This is a genomic window from Methylobacillus glycogenes JCM 2850 (assembly GCF_000617925.1).
Taxonomy (GTDB): domain Bacteria; phylum Pseudomonadota; class Gammaproteobacteria; order Burkholderiales; family Methylophilaceae; genus Methylobacillus; species Methylobacillus glycogenes.
This window is the reverse complement of record NZ_BAMT01000001.1, coordinates 603,874-627,199: the sequence shown is the minus strand read 5'-3', so window position 1 is coordinate 627,199 and position 23,326 is coordinate 603,874. Positions and strand designations below refer to the sequence as shown.

Below are 23,326 nucleotides of genomic sequence, written 5' to 3'. Positions count from 1 at the left end.
CTAGCCTTGCAAAAGTTGCCTTAATTTCGCCGCCAGGTCTTGGCTGACCCAACGACGCCCATTGAAGTTTACTACCTGCCACACACCATAGAGGCTGTTGCACATCAATACCTCATCTGCCTGCATCAACTCATCCAGTGCAATATCCGCTACCCGAGTCTGTAAACCTAGACGTGGTGCCAGTGACAATATCTGTTGGCGGGTAACGCCAGCAACACCACACTGCTGTAAATCTGGCGTGCTGAGGATTTTACCGGATCGCAGCAGGATATTGCTCATTACGCCCTCGATTACCAAACCTTGCTGATCTAGCATCACGCCTTCACTGATATCCGCGTCTTGCCACTCCATACGTGCCAGCACATTTTCCAGACGGTTGAGATGTTTGATACCCGCCAGCAATGGTTGATGTGCCAGGCGTGTCTGGCATAGATGCACTTGTATGCCCTGCTCTGCGTGACCTGCTGGGTAAATGGGCAAATTGCTGCGCAGGCTGACCCGCGTCACTGGCGATAGACCAACAGCATAACCACGCTCAGCAATACCGCGTGTGAGCATCAATTTGGCAACACCGTCGCCTGCATCAGCAAACAATTGGGCAATATCTTGTTGCCACACATTGGCATCAGGGCAATCCAGCTTTAGTCTGCCGCAGTCATCAAGCAGTTTTGCAAAATGCCTATCCCAATTCAGCGGCACGCCATTCAATACCTTGATGGTGCGAAAAACACCGTCTCCATAAGCAAAACCTCTGTCCATGACAGATATTGCATTACTTGGCTGGCCGTTGATCAAGGTAAGAGGTGATGAGCTCATGGGGCTGGGGTAAATGAAGAATGCCTGCCATCCTAAAGCATAGTGGGAGGCTTATAAAGCTGTAGGACTTGTCTTACCCACAGAAGCTGTGGATAGTTTTGTGGATTGACGCAGGAAAGATGGCGTAAACCACCGTAAACACTGGAATAAGCTGGAATCGCCTTGTTTTTGAGCAATATAAAAATTAATTAATTTTCAATCACTTATAAAACACGTTTTAAATCAAGGGCTGAAAGTGACTTAAAAATGTCACAGTCACCAAATCTGTGCATAAAAGGCGTGTGCACTTAGTTTTAGTGCACACGCCTTCAGGATTTCACCTAGCTAGGGCTAGATTAAATTTTGCGGAAGACCAGGCTACCGTTGGTGCCGCCGAAACCAAAGTTGTTTTTGACAGCAACATCAATTTTCATATCACGTGCTTCGTTAGCACAGAAATCCAGATCACACTCTGGATCTTGATTGAAGATATTGATGGTTGGTGGCGAAACCTGATGATGGATGGAGAGCACTGTAAACAATGACTCCAGACCGCCTGCACCACCAAGCAAGTGCCCAGTCATGGACTTGGTGGAATTCACCACCAGGTTCTTGGCATGATCACCAAACGCAGCCTTGATGGCATTGGTTTCATTGGCATCACCCAGAGGTGTTGAAGTGCCATGAGCATTGACGAACTGCACTTGATCCACGTTAACACCCGCATTATTGAGGGCGTTACGCATGGAACGACGCGGACCATCCATATTAGGGGCGGTCATATGGTAAGCATCGGCACTCATGCCATAACCAACCAGCTCGGCATAAATCTTGGCACCGCGCTTTTTGGCTGACTCATACTCTTCCAGCACCAGAACACCAGCACCTTCACCAATCACAAAGCCATCGCGGTCTTTATCCCAAGGACGGCTTGCGGTAGCAGGATCATCATTGCGTGTAGACAATGCCCGGGCAGCAGCAAAGCCCCCTACCCCCAACTTGGTGATGGGAGCCTCAGCACCGCCTGCCACCATCACGTCTGCATCGCCATATTCGATCATGCGTGCAGCATCACCGATGGAATGCGTACCTGTGGTACAAGCAGTCACTATCGCCACATTCGGTCCCTTGAAGCCATACAGGATGGACAAGTTACCCGAGATCATGTTGATGATGGTGCCTGGGATGAAGAATGGATTGATCTTGCGTGGACCGTACTCGTGATAAACCGTGTCTGTATCCTCGATCAGTTGCAGACCACCAATACCAGAACCAATGGAAACGCCAATACGCTCGGCGTTTTCTTCAGTGACCACAATGCCGGAATCCTTCACCGCCTCAATAGCAGCTGCCATGCCGTACTGGATAAAGGTATCCATACGACGGGCATCCTTGGCGGGAAGAAACTGCGACACGTCAAACTCTTTAACCTCACCAGCGATTTGCGAAGCAAATGGCGAGGCATCGAACTTGGTGATATTGGTGATACCGGACTTGCCGGCAACAAGGTTGGCCCAGCTGTTTCAACACCGATACCTACGGGTGAAACCACGCCTAGACCAGTTACAACTACCCTACGCTTGGACAAGGCAACTCCAAGAAAAATAAGAAATCAATATTGAGGAAAAGCTTACTTCAGGTTGGCGTTGACGTAGTCAATCGCTTGCTGAACTGTAGTGATTTTTTCGGCTTCTTCGTCAGGAATTTCACAGTCAAATTCTTCTTCCAGCGCCATGACCAATTCTACGGTGTCGAGAGAATCAGCACCCAGATCGTCAACAAAAGAGGACTCGTGCTTAACGTCAGCTTCATTGGCACCCAGTTGTTCGGAAACGATCTTTTTAACGCGTTGTTCGATGTCAGACATCTAAAATATTCCTTTTAAAGTTTAAGTCGCTTAAAAAAGCTGGGGCTATTCTATCAAAAGTCGCTAGGAATTCAAAAACTGAATGCTAACGGCCAGAACAGCCTTGCTGCGGCCATTAGGCCATATACATGCCACCATTCACATGCAGGGTTTCGCCTGTGATATAAGCTGCTGAGGGTGAAGCGAAAAATGTTACGGCAGCCGCGATATCTTCCACATCACCAAAGCGAGCCAGTGGCACGCGCTTGATCAGTTCTTCCTTCACGTTTTCCGGCAATTCACGTGTCATGTCGGTATCGATAAAGCCTGGGGCGATACAGTTGACGGTAATGCCACGGCTGCCAACCTCAGCTGCCAGTGAGCGCGTAAAGCCTGCCATGCCCGCCTTGGCAGCGGCATAGTTAGCCTGGCCTGGGTTACCCATGTGACCCACTACCGATGAAATATTGATGATGCGACCAAAGCGCGCTTTCATCATGGGGCGCAGCACGGCTTGTGACATGCGGAAAACTGAAGTCAGATTGGTAGCAATCACTGCATCCCAATCGGCATCCTTCATGCGCATGAGCAAGGTATCGCGCGTAATCCCGGCATTGTTGACCAGAATGCTAACATCGCCGAATTTTTCGGCAATCTGCTTGAGCACGGACTCAACCTGTGCCGCATCATTGACATCCAAAGCCAGACCCAGACCACCATGTGCCTCAAGGGCGGTGGTAATCTGCGCTGCGCCAGATTCTGTAGTGGCAGTGCCTACCACTTTGGCACCTTGCTTGGCCAAAGCCAGGGCAATGGCGGCACCTATGCCACGACTTGCGCCAGTGACCAGGGCTACTTGTCCTTCATACATAAGCGTCTCCTCTTTTACTGATTGAACTGCGCTTGAGCTTCTGCGAGCGCTTCTTGATTGATCAGTGCGATACATGGCAATTCGGCCACTGTGCGCTTGACCAGACCAGCCAATACCTTGCCCGGACCACATTCCGCACTGGCGCTAATGCCAGCCGCATGCACAGCCTGCACGGTCTCAACCCAGCGCACCGGGCTATAAAGCTGACGCACCAGCGCATCCTTGACTTGTTCGGCATTGCTATAAGCCGCGACATCAGCGTTGTGCAGCACGGGCACATTGCCCTCTGCCAGGCTGACATCCTTGAGATAATCTTGTAATTCATTGGCGGCTGGCTTCATCAGTGCGCAATGCGATGGCACGCTGACAGGCAGCAACAAGGCGCGCTTGGCACCCTTGGCTTTAGCCACTTCTATGCCGCGCTCAACCGCAGCCTTGTTACCAGCGATCACCACCTGACCAGGGGAATTCAGGTTAACGGCTTCAAGCACTTCACCCTGGGCAGCCTCTACACAGGCAGCGCGTACGGCATCGTCATCCAGACCCAACACTGCCGCCATGGCACCAACGCCCTCACCCACTGCGCGCTGCATGACTTCGGCACGGAAGCGCACCAGAGGTAATGCTGCCTCATAACTAATCACACCTGCAGCCACCAGGGCTGTGTATTCACCCAAGCTATGCCCTGCCAGCAAGCTGGGCACAGCGCCGCCCTGGGCTTGCCACGCACGCCAAGTTGCCACGCCAGCAGCCAGCATCAGCGGCTGGGTATTGGTAGTGAGGTTCAGCACTTCATTGGCTTCGGTCGCCATGCGCCAGAAATCCACGCCCAGGGCGTCGGACGCCTCAACAAACGTGTCTTTGATGACAGCAAGATCACCAAAACCTTGCATCATGCCTACAGACTGAGAGCCTTGACCGGGGAAGAAAAAAGCAAATTTCATCATGTCTTCTTTATAAGAAAGCAAATTAATCTTGATCGGGTATGCAACACTTAGTATTTAACCAGCACAGAACCCCAGGTGAAACCACCACCAAAGGCTTCCATCAGCACGGTTTCACCGCGCTTGATGCGGCCATCACGCACCGCAACGTCCAGCGCCAGCGGTACTGATGCCGCTGAGGTATTGCCGTGCTTGTCTACGGTCACCACCACCCTGTCCATATCCATCCCCAGCTTGCGGGCTGTGGATTGCAGAATGCGAATATTGGCCTGATGCGGCACCAGCCAATCGATGTCGGATTTTTGCAGGCCATTGGCCTCCAAGGTTTCATCAACAATCGCATCCAGGGTGTTGACCGCGATCTTGAACACCGCATTACCTTCCATATGGATGGTTTTATCGCCTGCACGCTCGGATACACCCGTTGGCACATTCAGCAAGCGCGCATAGCTGCCATCGGCATGTAAATGTGTGGAAATAATGCCTGGCTCATCGCTGGCTTCCAGCACTACTGCGCCAGCGCCGTCACCCCAGAGTATGCAGTTGCTACGGTCTGTCCAGTCTGTAATGCGCGACATGGTTTCAGCACCAACGACCAGCACTTTGCGGGCAGCACCACTGCGGATGAACTGATCAGCAGTCGCCATGGCATAGATAAAGCCACTGCATACCGCCTGAATATCAAACGCTGGCGCGCCTGCATTGCCCAGCTTGTGCTGCAGCAAACAGGCAGTACTGGGGAATACGCGATCGGGCGTGGTTGTCGCCACCAGAATCAGGTCTAACTCCTGAGCCGTGATCCCTGCGGCTTCCAACGCATTTTTAGCCGCGTGTAAAGCCAGATCACTGGTGAATTCATTATCGGCAGCGATGTGGCGCTCGCGGATGCCGGTACGGCTGAAAATCCATTCATCCGTAGTTTCGACCATGCGTTCAAGATCAGCATTGGTCAGAATTTTTTCTGGCAGATAGCTGCCAGTACCCGCGATGCGCGAATAGCTCATAAGCCTTCTTTCTCACTTTCAGCTTGCACTGCCACTGGGTCTGCCTGTGGCTTAAGGTGTTCTATTTCCAGTTGCTTGGTAATGCGGCTCAGCACGCCATTCCGCGACTCTTCGCAAGCGGCCTTGATGGCATACTGGAACGACAGGCTATCCGCCCCGCCATGACTCTTTACCACAATGCCACGAAGCCCCAGGAAGGTAGCCCCATTGTAGCGCCTTGGGTCCAGCCTGCGTTTAAAGGCCTTGAGTACTGGCATGGAAATGATGGCCATCAGCTTGGTCAACCAGCTGCGCTTGAACTCCTGCGTCAGGAAGCGGTTCACCATCTGCGCCAGACCTTCTGAGGTCTTCAAAGCCACATTGCCGACAAAGCCATCACAGACCACGACATCTGTCGTGCCCTTATAAATGTCATTACCTTCAATATTGCCGTAGAAATTCAGATGGCTGGCTCTGAGCAGCTCGCCTGCCTGCTTGACTACCTCGTTACCCTTGATGTCCTCTGAGCCGATATTGAGCAAGCCCACTGAAGGCCGCTCTTTATGCTCAACACAGGAGACCAACATGGCACCCATAATGGCAAATTGCAGCAGGTGCTCAGGCGTGCAATCCGCATTGGCACCCAAGTCCAACATATAGATGGCACCCTTTTGCGTAGGCAACACCCCGGCAATCGCAGGGCGGTCAATGCCAGGCAAGGTTTTGAGGACGAAACGTGCAGTTGCCATCAGCGCCCCGGTATTACCGGCACTGACGCAGGCATTGGCCTCGCCACTCTTGACCAGGTTGATGGCAACCCGCATGGAAGAATCTTTTTTGTTCTTGAGCGCACTTTGCGGAGACTCATCCATGGCCACGACTTCACTGGCGTGATGAATTCTCAGGCGCGGGCCGGTAGTGGCGTGATGGGAGGCAAGCTCCGCCTCAATCACATCCTTGAGACCAACCAGAACAATATTTAATTGGCTATCTTGTTTGATAGCACTTAGGGCGGCGGGAACGGTGACATGAGGGCCATGGTCACCTCCCATCGCATCAATAGCAATAGTTATATCCATGCTCAAAATCAGACGTTAGATACAAAAGCGCCAGCCATAAAGGCTGGCGCATGTTCCTGCGATACAGGAAGAATTACTCACCCTTGGCAGGCAAGACCTTGCGACCACGGTAGTAGCCGTTAGGGCTAACGTGATGACGCAGATGGGTTTCGCCAGTGGTTGGCTCAACTGCCAACGGTGGGTTGCTCAAGAAGTCGTGGGAGCGGTGCATACCACGCTTGGATGGTGACTTTTTGTTCTGTTGAACGGCCATAATTTACTCCTAATTAACTAATCGTTTTGGCTTTTGCCAGTTTTAAGACCCTTTAATACAGCAAAAGGACTTGGTTTTTCCAACTCCACCCTGCTCACATCAGCACAAGCCCCATCCGGGTGCTTAGGTGCCAGCGGCAAGGCAAGCAATATCTCATCTTCAACCAGGTCTATCACTGGCATCTGCGTTTCCGCCACCAGATAATCCACCTCATCGTCATATTCATCTGAATCTGGCGATGGAATCGCGGCTTCACTGGGGACTATGATGAAACTAGAAGTCAAATCCAGCGGATATTCAAATGAATCCAGGCAGCGCTGACAAGTCAGCTTCAGCGTAGTCTGCACCTTGAGATGCAGCGTGGGCATAGAAGACTTGTTAACACTACCGATTAGGTCAATATTCACCGAACCATCAGTATCGGCAAGAAGCTCAACCAGGCGAGAAAATCGCAAGAGCGGGAGTATATCATGAAACTCCAGCGCTTTTCGCGCAAAGTCTTGGCTATTGATGACAGGTACGTTGATTGCTTGTGCAGTCATAAGCCGCGCATGATATAATTTGTCGGTTTCCGTGTCAAAAATCACCGCTATTTTTCAGGTTTAGGTTTACTCCGTGATCAAAAAAATTCTAATTGCCAACCGTGGCGAAATCGCCGTGCGCATCGTACGCGCCTGCTCAGAGATGGGCATCAAGTCTGTGGCGATCTATGCGGATGCTGACCGACATGCCCTGCATGTCAAAAAGGCTGACGAAGCATATAACATTGGCTCTGACCCTGTTTTGGGTTACCTGAACGCGCACAATATCGTTAATCTTGCTGTGGCATCTGGCTGTGATGCCCTGCATCCTGGCTATGGTTTCTTGTCTGAGAATCCTGAGCTGGCAGAAATCTGTGCGCGTCGCGGCATCAAGTTCATAGGCCCAGATGCCAAGGTGATACGCCAGATGGGTGACAAGATTCAGGCCCGTACCGCCATGATCAAGGCTGGCATACCCTGCGTTCCAGGTAGCGAGGGCAATCTTGCAAGTTTGGAAGACGCCCGCAAACTGGCAGGCAAGATAGGCTACCCCGTCATGCTCAAGGCCACCAATGGTGGCGGTGGCCGTGGCATACGCCGCTGCAATGACGAGAAAGAATTGCTCAGCAATTATGACCGTGTGATTTCCGAAGCCAGCAAGGCCTTTGGCAAGCCCGAAGTCTTTCTGGAAAAATGCGTAGTCAACCCACGCCATATAGAAGTACAAGTACTGGCGGATGGCCATGGCAACGTGATTCACTTGTTTGAGCGCGACTGCTCCATACAACGTCGTAACCAGAAGCTGATTGAGATTGCCCCCTCGCCTCAACTGAGTAAAGCGCAGCGTGAATATATAGGTAACCTGGCGGTCAAGGCAGCCAAGGCTGTGGGTTACAAGAATGCGGGCACGGTCGAGTTTTTGCTGGATTCGGACAACAATTTCTACTTTATGGAAATGAATACCCGTTTGCAGGTAGAACATACCGTCACCGAATCCATCACCGGTATTGATATCGTGCAAGAGCAGATACGTGTGGCCGATGGTCAGCGCCTGCAGTACAAACAGGCTGAGGTGCAGTATCGTGGCTTTGCCATGGAGTTCCGTATCAATGCGGAAGACCCCAAGAACGATTTCCTGCCCAGCTTCGGCAAGATCACGCGTTACTACTCACCGGGCGGCCCCGGCGTACGTATGGATGCGGCTATGTATAGCGGTTATGTCATTCCGCCTTATTATGACTCCATGTGCGCCAAGCTCACGGTTTGGGCCTTGAATTGGGAAAGTGTGGTTGAACGTGGCCGTCGCGCCCTCAACGACACTGTGGTTTATGGCGTAAAGACCACAATTCCTTATTATCAGGAAATCCTGAAGCACCCGGATTTCCGTAACGCCAAATTCGACACCAGTTTTGTCGAAACGCATCCCGAGCTTGCCAATTACGCGACAGAGTTCCCACGGGAACTGATCGCTGCGGCGATTTCTGCCGCCATAGCTGCCCACGAGGGTATCTGAGGCTCACATTAACACCTTGAAGTGGTAGATAAAGATTATGGCAAAAGTACATGTAACCGATGTAGTTCTACGTGATGGTCACCAGTCGCTGATCGCGACCCGCATGCGCACTGAAGACATGCTGCCCATCTGTTCCAAACTTGATGCTGTGGGCTACTGGTCGCTGGAAGCCTGGGGCGGCGCGACTTTCGACGCCTGCGTACGCTATCTGCGTGAAGACCCCTGGGAGCGTCTGAAGAAGCTGCGTCAGGCCCTGCCTAACTCGCGCATTCAGATGCTGCTACGTGGTCAGAACCTGCTGGGCTATCGTCACTACTCCGATGATGTCGTGCGTGCCTTTGTGCAAAAATCCGCCGACAACGGTGTTGATGTGTTCCGCATCTTTGATGCCATGAACGATCTGCGCAACCTCAAGGTATCGATTGAGGCAGTAAAGGCCGTGGGCAAGCATGCCGAAGGCACCATCAGCTACACAACTAGCCCAGTGCATGACATTCCTTACTTTGTCAGCATGGCCAAGGAACTGGAAAGCTATGGCTGCGACACCATCGCCATCAAGGATATGGCCAGCCTGCTGACCCCTGAAGTGACAGGCGAACTGGTCAAGGCCCTGCGCTCTGCCGTCAGCCTGCCTATCCATCTGCACGCACACGCGACCTCTGGCCTGGCCAGCATGTCCATACAGCGCGCGGTAGACAATGGTGTTTCCATTGTCGATGGTTGCATCTCCTCCTTCGCTGAAGGCGCCAGCCTGCCGACCACAGAAAGTATAGTCGCCGCACTCAAGGGCACTGAATACGATACCGGCCTAGACATTGGCCTGTTGCAGGAAATTTCTGCCTACTTCCGTGAAGTGCGGAAAAAGTACTGGCAGTTCGAGAGCGAATTCACAGGCGTGGATACTCGCGTACTGGTGAACCAAGTGCCAGGCGGCATGATCTCCAACCTTTCCAACCAGCTCAAGGAGCAAGGTGCGCTCAACCGCATGGATGAAGTGCTGGATGAAATTCCACGTGTGCGTGAAGATCTGGGCTACCCTCCGCTGGTGACCCCAACATCGCAGATTGTTGGCACCCAGGCTGTGCTCAACGTCATGACAGGCGCACGATATAAGTCCGTCACCAATGAGGTGAAGAACTATCTGCTGGGCCACTATGGCAAGGCACCATCTACTGTCAATGCTGATGTACGCAATCTGGCAGTAGGCAATGCTCAAGTCATCGAGTGCCGCCCTGCTGACCTGCTCAGTGCGGAAATGGAAAAGCTGCGCAATGAAGTTGAAGGCCTGGCCAAGAGCGAGGAAGATGTGCTGACCTACGCCATGTTCCCAGACCTGGCCAAGACCTTCCTGCAAGAGCGCAATGCTGGCACCCTCAAGCCTGAGCCTTTGCTGAGCAAGGATGCGGTAACCTCCAGCGAATCACGCTCGCGCTATGCGCCTAGCGAATTCAACGTCACCCTGCACGGTGAAACCTTCCATATCAAGCTGACTGGTAGCGGTCACCATGGTGAAGAGCAGCGTCCATTCTACGTTTCCGTAGATGGCGTGGCGGAAGAAGTTGTGGTCGAGACTTTGAACGAAATCGAAGTCTCCGGTGGCTCCAGCGGCAATGGCGAAGCCAAGAAAAAGGCCAGCAGCAACACTGGCAGTGGCCGTCCACGCCCCAGCCACCCTGGCTGCGTGACCACCGCCATGCCTGGCACCATTGTTGATGTTAAGGTCAACATTGGTGACAAGGTCAGCGCTGGTGATGCCGTACTGGTCATTGAAGCCATGAAGATGGAAAACGAAATCCAGGCCTCCAAGGCTGGCGTGGTAGTCGCTGTGCATATCAAAAAGGGTGACACTGTTACCCCTGATGAAACCTTGCTGGAAATTCAGCCAGACTAAAGCACGCTACACCAGTGCCTTTGTAAAAAGCCGGCGCCTGCCGGCTTTTTACTTAGGGCGCTTCCATGCCACAATCCCATACCAATAAAGTCCAATCTCAACAAACCCATGTCATCCCCCAGTCCATCCCCCACCCTGATTCTGGCTTCATCTTCCCCCTATCGGCGCGAGCTTCTTGAGCGATGCAATTGCCGTTTAGCGTCATCAGCCCAGATATAGATGAAACTCCATTGTCCGCAGAAGCACCAGAACAGACCGCATTGCGCCTGGCCCAGGCCAAGGCACGCAAAGTGGCTGAGCAACACCCACAGGCCTTGATTATAGGTTGCGACCAGGTCGCCACCCTGGATGGCTTGCAATTGGGCAAACCCATTACCCATGAAAATGCTGTCAAGCAACTCAAGCTGATGCGCGGGCGCAGCGTGGTTTTCCATAGCGCACTTTGCCTGTATAACGCGGAGTTGGATCAGATGCAGGCCGAGGTTGTGCCTTATGAGGTAAGCTTTCGCCAGCTGAGCGATAGCCAGATTGAGAACTATCTACGCAAAGAACAGCCTTATCAGTGCGCTGGCAGCGCCAAATCTGAAGGCTTAGGGATAGCCGTCATTGCATCCATGCATGGTAGCGACCCCAATGCCCTGATAGGCCTGCCCTTGATCCGGTTGATAGATATGTTGGAACAACAAGGCGTCAGCGTTATTTAGGCCAGATCGGCATTTTAGCCAGAACATCGAGGAGCATAGCAATGAGCAAAGCACTGATCACTCTTATCAAACCCAGGCCACTGGTAATAGGCTTGATGCTGGCGCTTAGCAGCAGGCTTACGCCCAAGCAGACGAGATACGCAGCACGCTGGCCGACCAGCAAAGTGTTGCCGTAACCATTTACAACGGTGACCTGGCCTTGGTCAAAGATCAGCGCAAGGTCACGCTCAAATCTGGCCTCAACGCGCTGGCGCTACGCGATGTCAGCGCACAGATACGTGCAGAAACCGCCTTGCTGCGTAGCCTCAATGGCAGCCTGCAAACCCTGGAACAAAATTTTGATTTCGATTTATTAAGCCCGGACAAGCTGCTGGAGAAATATATAGGCCAGCAGGTGCAGGTCATACGCACCAATCCCGCCACAGGCGCTGAAACTACAGAGCAAGCCACGGTGCTGGCCGCCAACAATGGCACGGTACTCAAGATAGGCAATCGCATAGAAACGGGTGTTCCCGGCCGTATTGTCTACCCCGATGTGCCTGACAATCTGCGTGACCGCCCTACCCTGGTCACCCAGATCAACAGCAAGCAATCTGGTAGTCAGAATATAGAATTGAGCTACCTCACTGGCGGGCTGGGCTGGAAAGCGGATTATGTCGCCGAGTTGAATGCCGCCGAAGACAAGCTGGACCTATCCGGCTGGGTCACCTTGTCTAATACCAGCGGCACCAGCTATCGCAACGCCAAGTTGCAACTGGTGGCAGGCGATGTTAATCGTGTACTGCCACCACACCCTGCCCCTGTAGCCATGATGCGCAAGAATGAAATGATGATGGCGGATGCCGCCCCCATGGCCGAGGAATCCTTGCTGGAATATCACCTTTATAGCCTGGAAAGACCGACGACCATCGCCGAGAACCAGACCAAGCAAGTGGCGCTCTTGAATGCGCAGGCCGTACCTGTACGCAAGGAACTGGTCTTGCGCGGCGATAGTTACTATTACCAGGCCAGCCAGGGCGAGCTTGGGCAAAAGCTTAAGGTGGGCGTGTTTGTCGAATTTGATAACAAAGAAGCCAGCCGCTTAGGCATGCCATTGCCCAAGGGCATCATGCGCGTCTACAAAAAAGACAGCCAGGGTAATGCGCAGTTTGTTGGTGAAGACAAGATAGACCATACCGCCAAGAATGAAAGCGTACGCCTCAAGCTGGGTGAAGCTTTTGATGTCACCGCAGACAAAAAGCAGACTGATTTCAAGAAATTACCCAATCCGGCCAAAGGCAATAGCCAGTTCGAGAGTGCCTATGAAATTGTGCTGAAAAATGCCAAGCCACAGGCGGTGACAGTTAATGTGCTGGAGCCTATCCCTGGCGACTGGAAGCTATTGTCGCAAAGCCATCCCAGCAAAAAGGCCAGCAGCAACACGGCCAGCTGGAGCATCACCATACCCGCTGAAAGCAGCGTCACCCTCAATTATCGCGCGCAGGTAAAGTACTAGTGAGCCAAGCAGAAACTCAAACCTCAGAAAACAAAAAGCCAGGCAGCAGCAAAAAGGGCACGCTGTATATGCTGCCAGTCACCCTGGGCAGTGATAGCCTGGAGCAGGTTCTGCCTGCCGAGGTCATCGCCCAGGCGCGCAAGCTTTCTACCTTTATTGTAGAAAACGAAAAAACCGCAAGGCGTTTTCTCAGCCTGTTCAAAACCGACAAACCAGTGCGCGAGCTGACTTTGCATCTGCTGAATGAGCACACCAGTGATGCCGAACTACCTGCCTGCTCCAGCCCTTGCTGGCTGGTGAAGATGTAGGCCTGATGTCTGAGGCAGGCTGCCCCGGTATTGCCGACCCTGGCGCAAGGTTGGCCGCGCTGGCGCACAAGCGCGATATCCGCGTGGCGCCTCTAGTGGGGCCTTCATCCATACTGCTGGCCTTGATGGCCTCAGGCATGAATGGTCAGCGTTTCAGTTTTCTGGGCTATATCCCCAGCGATAAACAGGCGCGTATCAATCGACTGCGTGAAATCGAGCGCCAGTCTCTGCAGCATGGTGAAACTCAGATTTTTATTGAGACGCCTTACCGTAATCAGCATTTGTTGGAAGATATGCTGGCGCACTGCAAACCTGAAACCACGCTATGCGTTGCGCGTAATATCAGCCTGCCTACCGAGTTGATTATCAGCAAGCGCATTGCCGACTGGGCCAAGCTAAAAGAATTGCCAGAGTTGCATAAGCAGCCCACGGTGTTTCTCTTGCAAGCCTAGACCCCTGCTTCAGCAATCACTGAACAATTGAATTTTTAAAAGATGAGATTTAAGGAGTGTGCTGCAAGCAGCAGCTCAAGCCAGGCCTAGTGCCCGTCTCACGGGCGCATAGCTGCGGCGGTGTATCTCGCAAACGCCATGCTCGCCTAGCAATTGCAGATGTTGCGCGGTGGGGTAGCCTTTGTGGCGGGCGAAATCGTATTGCGGGTATAGCACATGCATCTGCTGCATTTCCAGGTCACGCGCGGTCTTGGCGAGTATGGAGGCCGCGGCGATTTCCTGCACTTTGCTGTCACCCTTGATGATGCCTTGCGCCGGGATATTGATACGCGGGCAATGCAGACCATCGACCTGCACTTCGGTAGGCACTATGGATAACTGCTCAATCGCGCGTTTCATTGCCAGTAGGCTGGCTTGCAGAATATTGATTTCGTCAATCTCGGCGGCGCTGCATGAGGCAATAGCCCAGGCCTGCGCATGCTGCTTGATCTCCAGCGCCAGCCTATCGCGCTTTTTTTCACTAAGGGTTTTGGAATCGGCCAGGCCAGGAATAGGTCTGGCGGGGTTGAGTATCACGGCAGCCGCAAACACCGCGCCTGCTAATGGTCCGCGCCCTGCCTCATCCACGCCACAAAGAATGACCGCGCTCACTTGATTGCACTCATTTGATAAAGGACAGCACCGCCTGCGCGGCTTTTTCCCCGGTGTTTTGACGCAGGGTTTCGTGCATGCGCCTGAACTCAGCTTCAATGTCTGCAAGCTGGCTCTTGTCATTGATCATCTGCAAGGTAGTCGCCGCCAGCTTTTCTGGATTGGCATCGTCCTGCAGCAACTCAGGCACGATAAAGCGCCCGGCCAGCACATTGGGCAAGCCTACATAAGGCAGGTAATTCATACGCTTTAATATCTGCCAGCTAATGGCAGGCATGCGATAAGTAATCACCATGGGTCGCTTCAGCAAGGCGGCCTCTAGTGTTGCCGTGCCTGAAGCGACAATCACCGCATCAGCGGCTTCCATGGCCAGATGCGCATGGCCAAACAAGATCTTCAGTTGCAGTTCATGGGCTTGATTGGCATAAAGCACACGCTCAAAAATTTCGCGGGTCTCACGGGTAATCAGGGGCACCAGGAAGTGGGTATCTGGACGCTCAGCCGCAATCAACAAGGCAGCTTTCACATAAAGATCAGCCAGTTGCTGCACTTCACTCTGGCGGCTGCCAGGCAACATAGCAATCACCAGGCTGGCAAATGACAGTTTTAGATGTTCGCGCGCAGCTTGTCGGTCAGGCACCATGGGCAGCATATCCGCGAGCGGATGACCTACGTAGGAAACTGATACGCCAGCGTTCTTGTAAAGCTCAGGCTCAAACGGGAACAAGGCGAGGATATGTGATACCGCCTGTTGTATCTTTTTGATCCTGCCCTTGCGCCAGGCCCAAATTGAAGGGCTGACGTAATGAATGGTGGGAATACCATGCTGCTTGAGCTTGCGCTCCAGAGCAAAATTGAAGTCTGGCGCGTCTATGCCTATGAAGACATCCGGGCGCTGCTCCAGCATATGCTCAGCCACTTGCTTGCGTATGCGTAACAAGCCGGGCAGATGGCGCAACACCTCGACATAACCGCGCACGGAGAGACGTTCCATAGGGAACAGTGACACCGCCCCTTCTGAAATCATCTTGGGGCCGGCAATACCGACAAACTTGAGATCTGGCCTTTGCTGCTTGAGCGCCTTGATCAGGTGACTACCCAATAGATCGCCGGAGGCCTCCCCAGCCACGATACCTATAGTTGGCATGGTGCAACAAACGCCTAGCGCACGATACCGCGCGTGGACTGCTGCAAGAAATCAACCAGCAGTGTCAGCTCAGGATGGCTCTGCTGCTGCTCACCCAGCTGCTGCTTGGCTTGCTCCAGCGTCAGGCCGTTACGATATAGCGTCTTGTAGGCACGCTTGATCTGCAGAATATTATCCGCAGTAAAGCCTCTACGCTTGAGGCCTTCCGAGTTGATGCCATGAGGCTTGGCATCATAGCCAGCCGCTGTGACATAGGGCGGGATATCCTTGAACACCACCGAGCCCACGGCTGTGATCACATGCGAGCCTATCTTGCAGAACTGATGAATCAGGGTAAAACCACCGAGTATGGCATGATCATGTACATCGACGTGACCAGCCAGCGAGGAGTTGTTGGCAAAGATGGTGTGATTGCCTACCTGGCAATCATGGGCAATATGCACATACGCCATGATCCAGTTGTGATTGCCTATCTTGGTCGTGCCCTTGTCCTGCACCGTACCGCGATTGAAAGTACAGAACTCGCGTATGGTATTACCGTCGCCTATCTCCAGCAGCGTAGGCTCATCCTTGTACTTCTTGTCCTGTGGCACTTCGCCCAGCGAGGAGTACTGGAAAATCTGGTTATCCTTGCCTATGGTGGTAGGGCCTTTGATCACCACATGGCTGGCCACACGGGTACCTGCGTCAATGCGCACGCCCGGGCCTATGATGCTGAACGGACCAACTTCTACACTGGAATCCAGCTCGGCCTTGGCATCCACCAGGGCGGTAGGATGAATCTTGGGTTCTGTCATGCTTAATCTATTGCCTTCAGGATACACATCATATCGGCCTCAGCCACCACTACGTCATCCACCAGGGCCTGGCCCTTGTATTTCCAGATGCCGCGCAGGATACGGTCTATGCTGACCTTGAGTATCAATTGATCGCCGGGGGAAACCGGCTTTTTGAAGCGTACGTTATCCATACCGGCAAAGTAGTAAACCGATTTGTCGTTAGGCTTGGTATCCATGGTCTTAAAAGACAGAATGGCGGCGGCCTGCGCCATGGCTTCCACGATCAGCACCCCGGGCATGACGATGATAGGGAAAGTGACCTGGGAAGAAAGGTTCGTTAATCGTGACGTTTTTGACGGCGACGATTTCCTTGTTCAATTCCATTGAAAGCACACGATCTACCAATACAAATGGATAGCGGTGTGGCAGGTATTCCAATATTTCATGAATATCCATGCTCGTAGTGGCTTGTTCAGTCATGGCTTTTCTCGTCTCTCAACCTCAATTTATTGTTTATCTCCCTGGGAGGTCGATACCTGCAAGCGATCAAGCTGTTTTTCCAGCTGCTTGACGCGGTCTGCAAGCTCCCCCAGTCGCCGGATGCTGGCGGCGGTCCTGAGCCATTCATCATGGCTTTGGAACGGCATCAAGGCGGTGTAGGTGTCCGCCTTGTTCAGCGAACGTGTAATCATACTCCCTGGCGACACGGTCACGCCATCAGCGATTTCCAGGTGTCCCAGTATCATGGCGCTCCGCCAATGCGGCAATGCTGCCCTAGCACTGCACTGCCAGCGATGCCCACACAGCCAGCGATCACGCTGTGCGCACCAATACGGCAGTTGTGACCAATTTGCACCAGGTTATCAATCTTGCAGCCCTGGCCGATGATGGTGTCATCCAGCGCACCACGATCTATCGTAGTGTTGGCGCCGATATCGACATCATCTTCAATGACCACGCGGCCCACTTGCGGAATCTTGACCCAACGTCCATTGTCGGGTGCGTAGCCGAATCCATCTCCACCAATCACGCTGCCAGAGAATATCGTGCAACGCGCGCCTATCTGACAATGGTGGTAAATCGTGACATTGGCCTGCAATACCACGTCATCACCCAGCTCAGTGCCCTCGCCTACCACGCTACCAGCGTGAATCACGACACGCTCGCCCAGCACTACATGCTCGGCAATGACGACGTTATCCATGATGGTACAACTGGCAGGTACGCGCGCACTGGCGGCAATCACTGCACTCGCTGCAACTCCAGGGGTATAGCTAGCTACCGGATTCAGCAGCTCTGAAAGTCTTGCGAAATACGCATAGGGATTGTCAGTCAGTATCCGTGGCAATGTCGTCTCAGCTTGATGCTCGGGCTTGAGGATGACTGCGCTGGCCTGGGTAGTTGCCAATACGGATCGGTACTTGGTATCGGTAAGGAAGCTGATCTGACCGGAGCGGGCATTAGCCAGGGAGGCAACACGGCTGATTTGCAGCGTGCCGTCTCCCTGAATTTCACCGCCCAGCCTGGATACGATTTCCTGCAGGGTGTAACTGGTGCTCATGCAAAAACTGAATTACTTCTTGCCCAGAGACTTCAGAACCTTGTCGGTAATGTCGATCTTCTTGTTGGCATAGGCAACACCGCCGTATACCACCAGATCATAACCTTCAGCTTCAGAAACTGAAGTCACAGCTTTGTTGATACGGTCTTGCAACACGCCCAGTTCTTCGTTCTTGCGCAGGTTCACATCTTCACGCAGTTCACGTTGCTTGCGCTGGAACTCGATCTTGAGGTTAGAAGCATCACGCTCTTTGTTGCGACGGTCAGCTTCAGACATGGTGAGGCTGTCCTTGTCCAACGCGGTTTCCAGATCCTTGATCTGCTTTTGCAGCCTATCCAGCTCGGAAGTACGCGGGCCAAATTCCTTTTCCAGCTTCTTGCCGCTTTCGGCAGTTTGAGGCGCTTCCTGCAGGATCTTGTCGACCTGCACATAACCAATCTTCAGCTCTGCGGCCTGTGTATTGGCTGCAAAAGTAAACAGACTGGCAACCAACAGACTTTTCAACAACTTATTCAATTGACTTTCTCCTGAAATTCACGCTTTTACTACAATATTTAAGCTTTAATATTTGCCATCATGGATTTGCTGGCTAGGCAACAAATCCTATACTTCTAAACCTAAACCCCTTAGAACTGATTACCCATCTGGAATTGCAGCATCTGGTTCTATCGCCGTCTTGTTTGTTAAGCGGCTTGGCCAGCACCAATTTGATCGGGCCAAATGGTGACAGCCAGCTTACACCGATACCAGTGGAATAACGAATATCGCCAAGGCTGGTAGAGTAACTACGGCCTGACTCATCAATACCGTCACCCGCAATCGAGCCTGCATCAACGAAGGCGCTCAAGCGCAAGGCGTTGTTATCCTTCATGCCCGGAATAGGGAAATACAACTCAGCGTTGCCAAGCAGACGTTTGGTACCACCCGCAGCAAAGTCACGGTAATTACCATTCACGTCATAAATACGCGGGCCTATGGAGCTTTGTTCGTAACCACGTACCGAGTTCACACCACCGGCATAGAAGTTCTTGAAGAACGGGAAGTCCTTGTCGCCATAGGTGTTGCCGTAGCCAATTTCACCATTCAGCATAAAGGTCACGTTCTTGCTGACATCTTTGTACCAGGAGTGCTTGTACTCAACTTTGTAGTATTGCAGATCCAGTCCAGGCAAACCAATTTCCGAACTGATACGTTGCAGCACGCCCTTGTTCGGGAACATGATGTTGTCGCGCGTATCGTGCGCCCAGGACAAGCTGGTGAACCATGAAGTGTTGCTGCAACCAGTACTGGTGGTGTCATTGCCGCAATAGCGACGGAATTGCGGTGGGCTGTTGCTGGTCAGTTCAACATCGGTGTAGTCGAAGGTCAGGCCCGCATTGACGGAGTCACGCTCATTGAGCGGCATGCCGAAGTTCACACCTGCACCGAAGGATGAAGTCTTGTAGTCACCAGTACGCAGATAAGTGGTATCCACATCACGTCTGTAGACGTTGAAGCCACGGCTGACGCCATCTGGTGTGAAGTATGGGTCGGTATATGTCAGCGAGTACACGGTATTGATACGACCAGTATTCACCTGTGCCGCGACACGATTACCCGTGCCCAGGAAGTTATTCTGGTTAACGGTAACGCCCAGCACCACACCTTCATAGCTGGACAAACCAGCACCAAACATCACGCTACCAGTAGAGCGCTCGGTCACGTTGATATTGAGGTCCACCTGATCAGTCGTACCAGGAACCGCAGGTGTCTCGACGTTAACATCTGAGAAGAACTGCAGACGCTCCAGGCGTTGCTTGGAACGCTCAATCTTATCGGCACCATACCAAGCAGATTCCAGCTGGCGCATTTCACGACGCAGCACTTCATCACGCGTACGGGTGTTACCCGTCAGGTTGATACGGCGCACATAGACGCGGCGACCTGGGTCTATAAAGAAGGTAAACGCAACCGTATGCTTGTCCTTGTCTACATCCGGAATGGCATTGACGTTGGAGAAGGCATAGCCATCATTACCCAAACGGTCATTGATCGCCTTGCTGGACTCGGTGACACGCTGGCGATTGAATATTTCGCCAGGAGCAACAGAAATGAGCTTGCGTGCCTCTGATTCCGGGATCAGCATCTCACCCGCCATTTTGACATCGGTGACGGTGTACTTCTCACCTTCGGTGACATTGACGGTGATGTAGATGTCTCGCTTGTCAGGCGTAATCGACACCTGTGTGGAGTCGATATTGAATTCGAGATAACCCTGGTTCATATAGAAAGAACGCAGCGCTTCCAGATCTGCTGTGAGCTTTTGCTTGGAGTACTGGTCGTTCTTGTTCCACCAGGTCAGCCAGTTAGGCGTGGTCAGCGTGAGTTTTTCCAGCAATTGTTCCTGGGTAAACTCTTTGTTGCCGACGATATTGATGTTGCGAATCTTGGAGACTGCGCCTTCCTCAATATCAAAGCGCACCGCAACGCGGTTACGCTCCAGTGGGCTAACAGAGGTTTTCACCGAGGCACCGTATTTACCTTGGGATAAATACTGGCGCTTGATTTCCTGCTCTGCCCTGTCGAGCATGGACTGATCGAAGATCAAGCCTTCGGCTAGGCCGATCTGCTTGAGGCCATCTTTCATCTTGTCGCTGGGGAAAGACTTATTGCCGTTGAAGGTAATCTGGGCAATGGCTGAACGCTCTTGCACCATGACCACCAGGACGCCATTTTCTGACTCTATGCGGACGTCCTTGAAGAACCCTGTGCCATATAAAGACTTAATGGCCTGCGTGGCTTTTTCGTCCGTCATGGTGTCACCCACGCGTACGGGCAGGTAATTGAATACGGTGCCAGCTTCGGTACGTTGCAAACCTTCGACGCGAATATCCTTGACGACGAATGGGTCTTGAGCCAGTGCTGAAGTAGAGTAAAGTCCGAGGATCAATAAGGGGATATATTTAAGCTTCATGCCACACTTCATTAAATCAACCTGTTATAAACCTGGTAATGTCATTGTAAAAAGCGACCGCCATCAGCAATGCCAGAATGGCCAAACCGATGCGCTGCCCTACTTCCATGGTGGCTTCGGAGACCGGACTACCCTTGAAAATCTCCACCGTATAATACAGCAAATGCCCCCCATCCAACACTGGCACAGGCAAGAGATTTAGCACGCCCAGGCTGATGCTGATCAAGGCCAGGAAGCCGATGAATGACTTCCAGCCGATATGGGCACTTTGCCCGGCGTAGCTGGCGATGGTCACAGGGCCACTCACACCCTTCCAGGAAGCCTCTCCCGTCACCATACGCCCCAGCATTTTCAGGCTGAATATCGAGGTTTCCCAGGTCTTGTCCATGGCGCGGGTAAAAGATTGCAAAGGCCCGTAATTGACGGTCACAGAGAGCTTTTCCATCAGCGCAGCATCAGGCTGAAAGGCGGCACCTATGCGCCTATGGTCTTGCCATCTTCGGTTTCCGCATCCGGTGTCACCATGGCATCCAGCTCTTCGCTGCCACGTTGCAGGCGCAATGCGAGTGGCTTGCCTGGCTGCTCACGGATAAGCGTGACAAACTGCTCCCACTCGGTGATGGCTTATCATTCACAGCCAGCACTACATCGCCACTACGCAAGCCTGCCCTATCTGCAACGCTACCAGGCAAGATATCTCCCAGGCGCGCCAGCATGGCTGGGCGGTATGGTGTCAACCCCAGCTTGCCAAGAAAATCGTCTTCAAAATCATCTTTGCCCAGGCTGTCTAGGCGCAGATTCAATAAGCGAGTCTGACGGGCCTGATCCTCAACTTTGACGGTGACTTCAGGGGTTTTGATAGTTTGCTGCAGCAATATCCAACGCACATCAGTCCAGCTGGACACGCCCTCGCCCGCCACTTCGGTGATCAAATCCTGCGTTTTAAAGCCTGCCTGGGCTGCGGGAGTGGCGGCCTCAATCTCGCCTAGCAATGGCTTCATACCAGCCACGCCCTGCATAAACAGTACCCAGTACAGCAACACGGCCAGTATCAAGTTGGCCGCAGGGCCAGCTGAGACAATGGCAATGCGCTTCCAGACCGACTGACGATTGAAGGCACGCTGCAACTCAGCCTCGCTCAAGGCATGGGGATTGGGCAACTCACACTCATCCAGCATTTTGACGTAGCCGCCAAACGGCAATATAGACACAACAAACTCTGTGCGATCCGCGCCAAAACGGCGCGAGAAGATAGGCTTGCCAAACCCCAGGGAGAATCGCAGCACTTTCACGCCGCACCAGCGGGCCACCTGAAAATGCCCGTACTCATGAACGGCAATCAATATACCGAGAGTGACGACAAAAGCGACGAGTGTCAGCATGTTTCCAATTGTCTCCATTCCTGCGCCTGCAACCTGGCTTGCTGGTCAACCTCGACCAACTGGGCAATGGAAGTAACAGGAGTAATCGTTGATGCTTCCAGCACCCCCTCTATCAAACGAGGAATATCCTGGAAGCCTATTGCGCCCTTGAGGAAGGCATCAACCGCCACCTCGTTAGCCGCATTGAGAATTGCTGGTGCAGTTCCACCTTGCTTCAAGACATCAAATGCCAGACGCAAACAAGGGAAACGTACACTATCAGGCGCTTCGAAATCGAGACGCGCAATTTTGAATAGATCAAGCGAACCCACACCAGCATCAATGCGCTGTGGGTAAGCCAGACCATAGGCAATAGGCGTGCGCATATCAGGGTTACCCAACTGCGCCAGCACTGAGCCATCGACATATTCCACCATGGAATGGATCACGCTTTGCGGATGCACTACCACTTCTATCTTGTCCGCTGGCGCGTTAAACAGCCAGTGGGCTTCTATTACTTCCAGCCCCTTGTTCATCAAGGTAGCGGAATCTATGGTGATTTTGGGGCCCATCACCCAATTCGGGTGATTCAGTGCCTGTGCTGGGGTGACCGCCTTGAGTTCTTCGGCACTGGCCTTGCGGAACGGCCCGCCGGATGCCGTTAATAAAATACGCCGCACACCGCCATCTTGCAGATGCGCGAGACGCCCAGGGGGCATTACTTGAAAAATGGCATTGTGCTCACTGTCTATAGGCAACAAGGTTGCCCCGCCCGCTTGTACGGCTTGCATAAACAAGCTGCCCGCCATCACCAGGGTTTCCTTGTTGGCCAGCAGAATACGCTTGCCAGCCTGCGCGGCTGCCATGCAGGCTTAAGCCCAGCCGCACCAACAATCGCCGCCATCACTACATCCACCTCTGGATGTGCTGCCACTTGCTCCAGCCCAGCCAGGCCTGAGAGCACCACGGTATCGCTACCAGCCAGCAAGGTCTGCAAGTTCTCTGCTGCATCCGCATCCAGCATCACGGCAAAGCGCGGCTGATACTGCTGGCATAACGCTGCCAGCTCAGCAACTCGTGAATTGGCGGTGAGCGCAAAAACGCGGTATTGCCCGGGATGACGTGCAATCACGTCCAGCGTGTTAAGGCCTATGGTGCCGGTGGCGCCCAGGATGGTGACATTTTGTGGACGACTTGCTGCATTGCTTGGCATGGGGGA

18 protein-coding genes and 7 pseudogenes are annotated in these 23,326 nt (G+C 52.9%); 6 read left to right on the top strand and 19 right to left on the bottom strand.

From position 1 onward, the window contains the following. The 9 genes and pseudogenes from pabC to JCM2850_RS03000 form a co-directional block, all read right to left on the bottom strand. A complete protein-coding gene (gene pabC, locus JCM2850_RS03040) occupies positions 1 to 816 on the bottom strand; it encodes an aminodeoxychorismate lyase (RefSeq protein ID WP_025869727.1) in 816 nt (271 codons plus the stop codon). A gap of 335 nt (positions 817 to 1,151) precedes the next feature. Next, positions 1,152 to 2,383 (bottom strand): annotated as a pseudogene (gene fabF / locus JCM2850_RS16710) (beta-ketoacyl-ACP synthase II). Positions 2,384 to 2,425: 42 nt separating this feature from the next. Beyond that, positions 2,426 to 2,662: an acyl carrier protein gene (acpP, locus tag JCM2850_RS03030; protein WP_025869726.1), complete on the bottom strand. Its 237-nt coding sequence runs from the start codon at positions 2,660 to 2,662 to the stop codon at positions 2,426 to 2,428. 115 nt (positions 2,663 to 2,777) lie between these two features. Next, a complete protein-coding gene (gene fabG, locus JCM2850_RS03025) occupies positions 2,778 to 3,512 on the bottom strand; it encodes a 3-oxoacyl-ACP reductase FabG (protein WP_025869725.1) in 735 nt (244 codons plus the stop codon). A gap of 14 nt (positions 3,513 to 3,526) precedes the next feature. Then, on the bottom strand, positions 3,527 to 4,459 hold the full coding sequence (fabD, locus tag JCM2850_RS03020; protein WP_025869724.1) for an ACP S-malonyltransferase: 933 nt from the start codon (positions 4,457 to 4,459) through the stop codon (positions 3,527 to 3,529). Between the two features lie 47 nt (positions 4,460 to 4,506). Then, positions 4,507 to 5,460: a beta-ketoacyl-ACP synthase III gene (locus JCM2850_RS03015; RefSeq protein ID WP_025869723.1), complete on the bottom strand. Its 954-nt coding sequence runs from the start codon at positions 5,458 to 5,460 to the stop codon at positions 4,507 to 4,509. After that, positions 5,457 to 6,518 carry a phosphate acyltransferase PlsX gene (gene plsX, locus JCM2850_RS03010; protein WP_025869722.1) on the bottom strand — a complete coding sequence of 354 codons (1,062 nt, stop codon included), beginning with the start codon at positions 6,516 to 6,518 and terminating at the stop codon, positions 5,457 to 5,459. The genes JCM2850_RS03015 and plsX overlap by 4 nt, the downstream gene beginning before the upstream one ends. Before the next feature lie 73 nt (positions 6,519 to 6,591). After that, positions 6,592 to 6,771, bottom strand: a complete 180-nt coding sequence (gene rpmF, locus JCM2850_RS03005) for a 50S ribosomal protein L32 (protein WP_025869721.1) — start codon at positions 6,769 to 6,771, stop codon at positions 6,592 to 6,594. Between the two features lie 17 nt (positions 6,772 to 6,788). Beyond that, positions 6,789 to 7,313: a YceD family protein gene (locus JCM2850_RS03000; RefSeq protein WP_025869720.1), complete on the bottom strand. Its 525-nt coding sequence runs from the start codon at positions 7,311 to 7,313 to the stop codon at positions 6,789 to 6,791. 73 nt (positions 7,314 to 7,386) lie between these two features. Between JCM2850_RS03000 and JCM2850_RS02995 the strand changes: the two genes are divergently transcribed. The 6 genes and pseudogenes from JCM2850_RS02995 (at position 7,387) to JCM2850_RS16695 (ending at position 13,655) form a co-directional block, all read left to right on the top strand. After that, positions 7,387 to 8,805 (top strand): acetyl-CoA carboxylase biotin carboxylase subunit, encoded by a 1,419-nt coding sequence (locus JCM2850_RS02995; RefSeq protein ID WP_025869719.1) that lies wholly within the window; start codon positions 7,387 to 7,389, stop codon positions 8,803 to 8,805. A gap of 37 nt (positions 8,806 to 8,842) precedes the next feature. Beyond that, positions 8,843 to 10,696 (top strand): sodium-extruding oxaloacetate decarboxylase subunit alpha, encoded by a 1,854-nt coding sequence (gene oadA / locus JCM2850_RS02990; RefSeq protein ID WP_025869718.1) that lies wholly within the window; start codon positions 8,843 to 8,845, stop codon positions 10,694 to 10,696. A 108-nt stretch (positions 10,697 to 10,804) separates the two neighbouring features. Then, a pseudogene (locus JCM2850_RS16705) lies at positions 10,805 to 11,400 on the top strand (Maf family nucleotide pyrophosphatase). A 41-nt stretch (positions 11,401 to 11,441) separates the two neighbouring features. Further along, entirely contained in the window at positions 11,442 to 11,576 is a 135-nt protein-coding gene (locus tag JCM2850_RS23285; RefSeq protein WP_267879234.1) for a hypothetical protein, read from the top strand. Then, on the top strand, positions 11,537 to 12,895 hold the full coding sequence (locus JCM2850_RS16700) for a DUF4139 domain-containing protein (protein ID WP_036265376.1): 1,359 nt from the start codon (positions 11,537 to 11,539) through the stop codon (positions 12,893 to 12,895). The genes JCM2850_RS23285 and JCM2850_RS16700 overlap by 40 nt, the downstream gene beginning before the upstream one ends. A 68-nt stretch (positions 12,896 to 12,963) precedes the next feature. Further along, positions 12,964 to 13,655: pseudogene (locus JCM2850_RS16695) on the top strand (SAM-dependent methyltransferase). Between the two features lie 75 nt (positions 13,656 to 13,730). Here the strand turns inward: JCM2850_RS16695 and rnhB are convergent. The 10 genes and pseudogenes from rnhB to ispC form a co-directional block, all read right to left on the bottom strand. Then, positions 13,731 to 14,306 carry a ribonuclease HII gene (gene rnhB, locus JCM2850_RS02970; protein ID WP_025869717.1) on the bottom strand — a complete coding sequence of 192 codons (576 nt, stop codon included), beginning with the start codon at positions 14,304 to 14,306 and terminating at the stop codon, positions 13,731 to 13,733. A 10-nt stretch (positions 14,307 to 14,316) separates the two neighbouring features. Next, positions 14,317 to 15,453, bottom strand: coding sequence for a lipid-A-disaccharide synthase (gene lpxB / locus JCM2850_RS02965; RefSeq protein ID WP_025869716.1), 1,137 nt, complete (start codon positions 15,451 to 15,453; stop codon positions 14,317 to 14,319). Between the two features lie 14 nt (positions 15,454 to 15,467). After that, positions 15,468 to 16,250, bottom strand: coding sequence for an acyl-ACP--UDP-N-acetylglucosamine O-acyltransferase (gene lpxA, locus JCM2850_RS02960; RefSeq protein ID WP_025869715.1), 783 nt, complete (start codon positions 16,248 to 16,250; stop codon positions 15,468 to 15,470). Positions 16,251 to 16,252: 2 nt separating this feature from the next. Beyond that, a pseudogene (gene fabZ / locus JCM2850_RS16690) lies at positions 16,253 to 16,712 on the bottom strand (3-hydroxyacyl-ACP dehydratase FabZ). Positions 16,713 to 16,738: 26 nt separating this feature from the next. After that, positions 16,739 to 17,793: pseudogene (gene lpxD / locus JCM2850_RS16685) on the bottom strand (UDP-3-O-(3-hydroxymyristoyl)glucosamine N-acyltransferase). A 12-nt stretch (positions 17,794 to 17,805) separates the two neighbouring features. Next, positions 17,806 to 18,309 carry an OmpH/Skp family outer membrane protein gene (locus JCM2850_RS02945; RefSeq protein WP_025869714.1) on the bottom strand — a complete coding sequence of 168 codons (504 nt, stop codon included), beginning with the start codon at positions 18,307 to 18,309 and terminating at the stop codon, positions 17,806 to 17,808. Positions 18,310 to 18,419: 110 nt separating this feature from the next. Beyond that, positions 18,420 to 20,746, bottom strand: a pseudogene (gene bamA, locus JCM2850_RS16680) (outer membrane protein assembly factor BamA). Between the two features lie 16 nt (positions 20,747 to 20,762). Next, complete coding sequence (locus JCM2850_RS23765) at positions 20,763 to 21,191, bottom strand: site-2 protease family protein (protein WP_369384808.1); 429 nt, start codon at positions 21,189 to 21,191, stop codon at positions 20,763 to 20,765. Positions 21,192 to 21,264: 73 nt separating this feature from the next. Continuing rightward, a complete protein-coding gene (gene rseP, locus JCM2850_RS23760; protein ID WP_369384807.1) occupies positions 21,265 to 22,128 on the bottom strand; it encodes an RIP metalloprotease RseP in 864 nt (287 codons plus the stop codon). Further along, positions 22,122 to 23,320, bottom strand: a pseudogene (gene ispC / locus JCM2850_RS16670) (1-deoxy-D-xylulose-5-phosphate reductoisomerase). The gene rseP and the pseudogene ispC overlap by 7 nt, the downstream one beginning before the upstream one ends. Between the last annotated feature and the right edge of the window lie 6 nt (positions 23,321 to 23,326).

What these genes read in the sequence shown, in the direction of transcription:
- JCM2850_RS23285 (WP_267879234.1), top strand. Translation starts at nt 11,442, where the DNA reads ATGAGCAAAGCACTGATCACTCTTATCAAACCCAGGCCACTGGTAATA.
- plsX (WP_025869722.1), bottom strand. Translation starts at nt 6,518, where the DNA reads ATGGATATAACTATTGCTATTGATGCGATGGGAGGTGACCATGGCCCT.
- JCM2850_RS23765 (WP_369384808.1), bottom strand. Translation starts at nt 21,191, where the DNA reads ATGGAAAAGCTCTCTGTGACCGTCAATTACGGGCCTTTGCAATCTTTT.
- lpxA (WP_025869715.1), bottom strand. Translation starts at nt 16,250, where the DNA reads ATGACAGAACCCAAGATTCATCCTACCGCCCTGGTGGATGCCAAGGCC.
- JCM2850_RS03000 (WP_025869720.1), bottom strand. Translation starts at nt 7,313, where the DNA reads ATGACTGCACAAGCAATCAACGTACCTGTCATCAATAGCCAAGACTTT.
- JCM2850_RS03015 (WP_025869723.1), bottom strand. Translation starts at nt 5,460, where the DNA reads ATGAGCTATTCGCGCATCGCGGGTACTGGCAGCTATCTGCCAGAAAAA.
- lpxB (WP_025869716.1), bottom strand. Translation starts at nt 15,453, where the DNA reads ATGCCAACTATAGGTATCGTGGCTGGGGAGGCCTCCGGCGATCTATTG.
- oadA (WP_025869718.1), top strand. Translation starts at nt 8,843, where the DNA reads ATGGCAAAAGTACATGTAACCGATGTAGTTCTACGTGATGGTCACCAG.
- rseP (WP_369384807.1), bottom strand. Translation starts at nt 22,128, where the DNA reads ATGCTGACACTCGTCGCTTTTGTCGTCACTCTCGGTATATTGATTGCC.
- fabD (WP_025869724.1), bottom strand. Translation starts at nt 4,459, where the DNA reads ATGATGAAATTTGCTTTTTTCTTCCCCGGTCAAGGCTCTCAGTCTGTA.
- acpP (WP_025869726.1), bottom strand. Translation starts at nt 2,662, where the DNA reads ATGTCTGACATCGAACAACGCGTTAAAAAGATCGTTTCCGAACAACTG.
- rpmF (WP_025869721.1), bottom strand. Translation starts at nt 6,771, where the DNA reads ATGGCCGTTCAACAGAACAAAAAGTCACCATCCAAGCGTGGTATGCAC.
- fabG (WP_025869725.1), bottom strand. Translation starts at nt 3,512, where the DNA reads ATGTATGAAGGACAAGTAGCCCTGGTCACTGGCGCAAGTCGTGGCATA.
- pabC (WP_025869727.1), bottom strand. Translation starts at nt 816, where the DNA reads ATGAGCTCATCACCTCTTACCTTGATCAACGGCCAGCCAAGTAATGCA.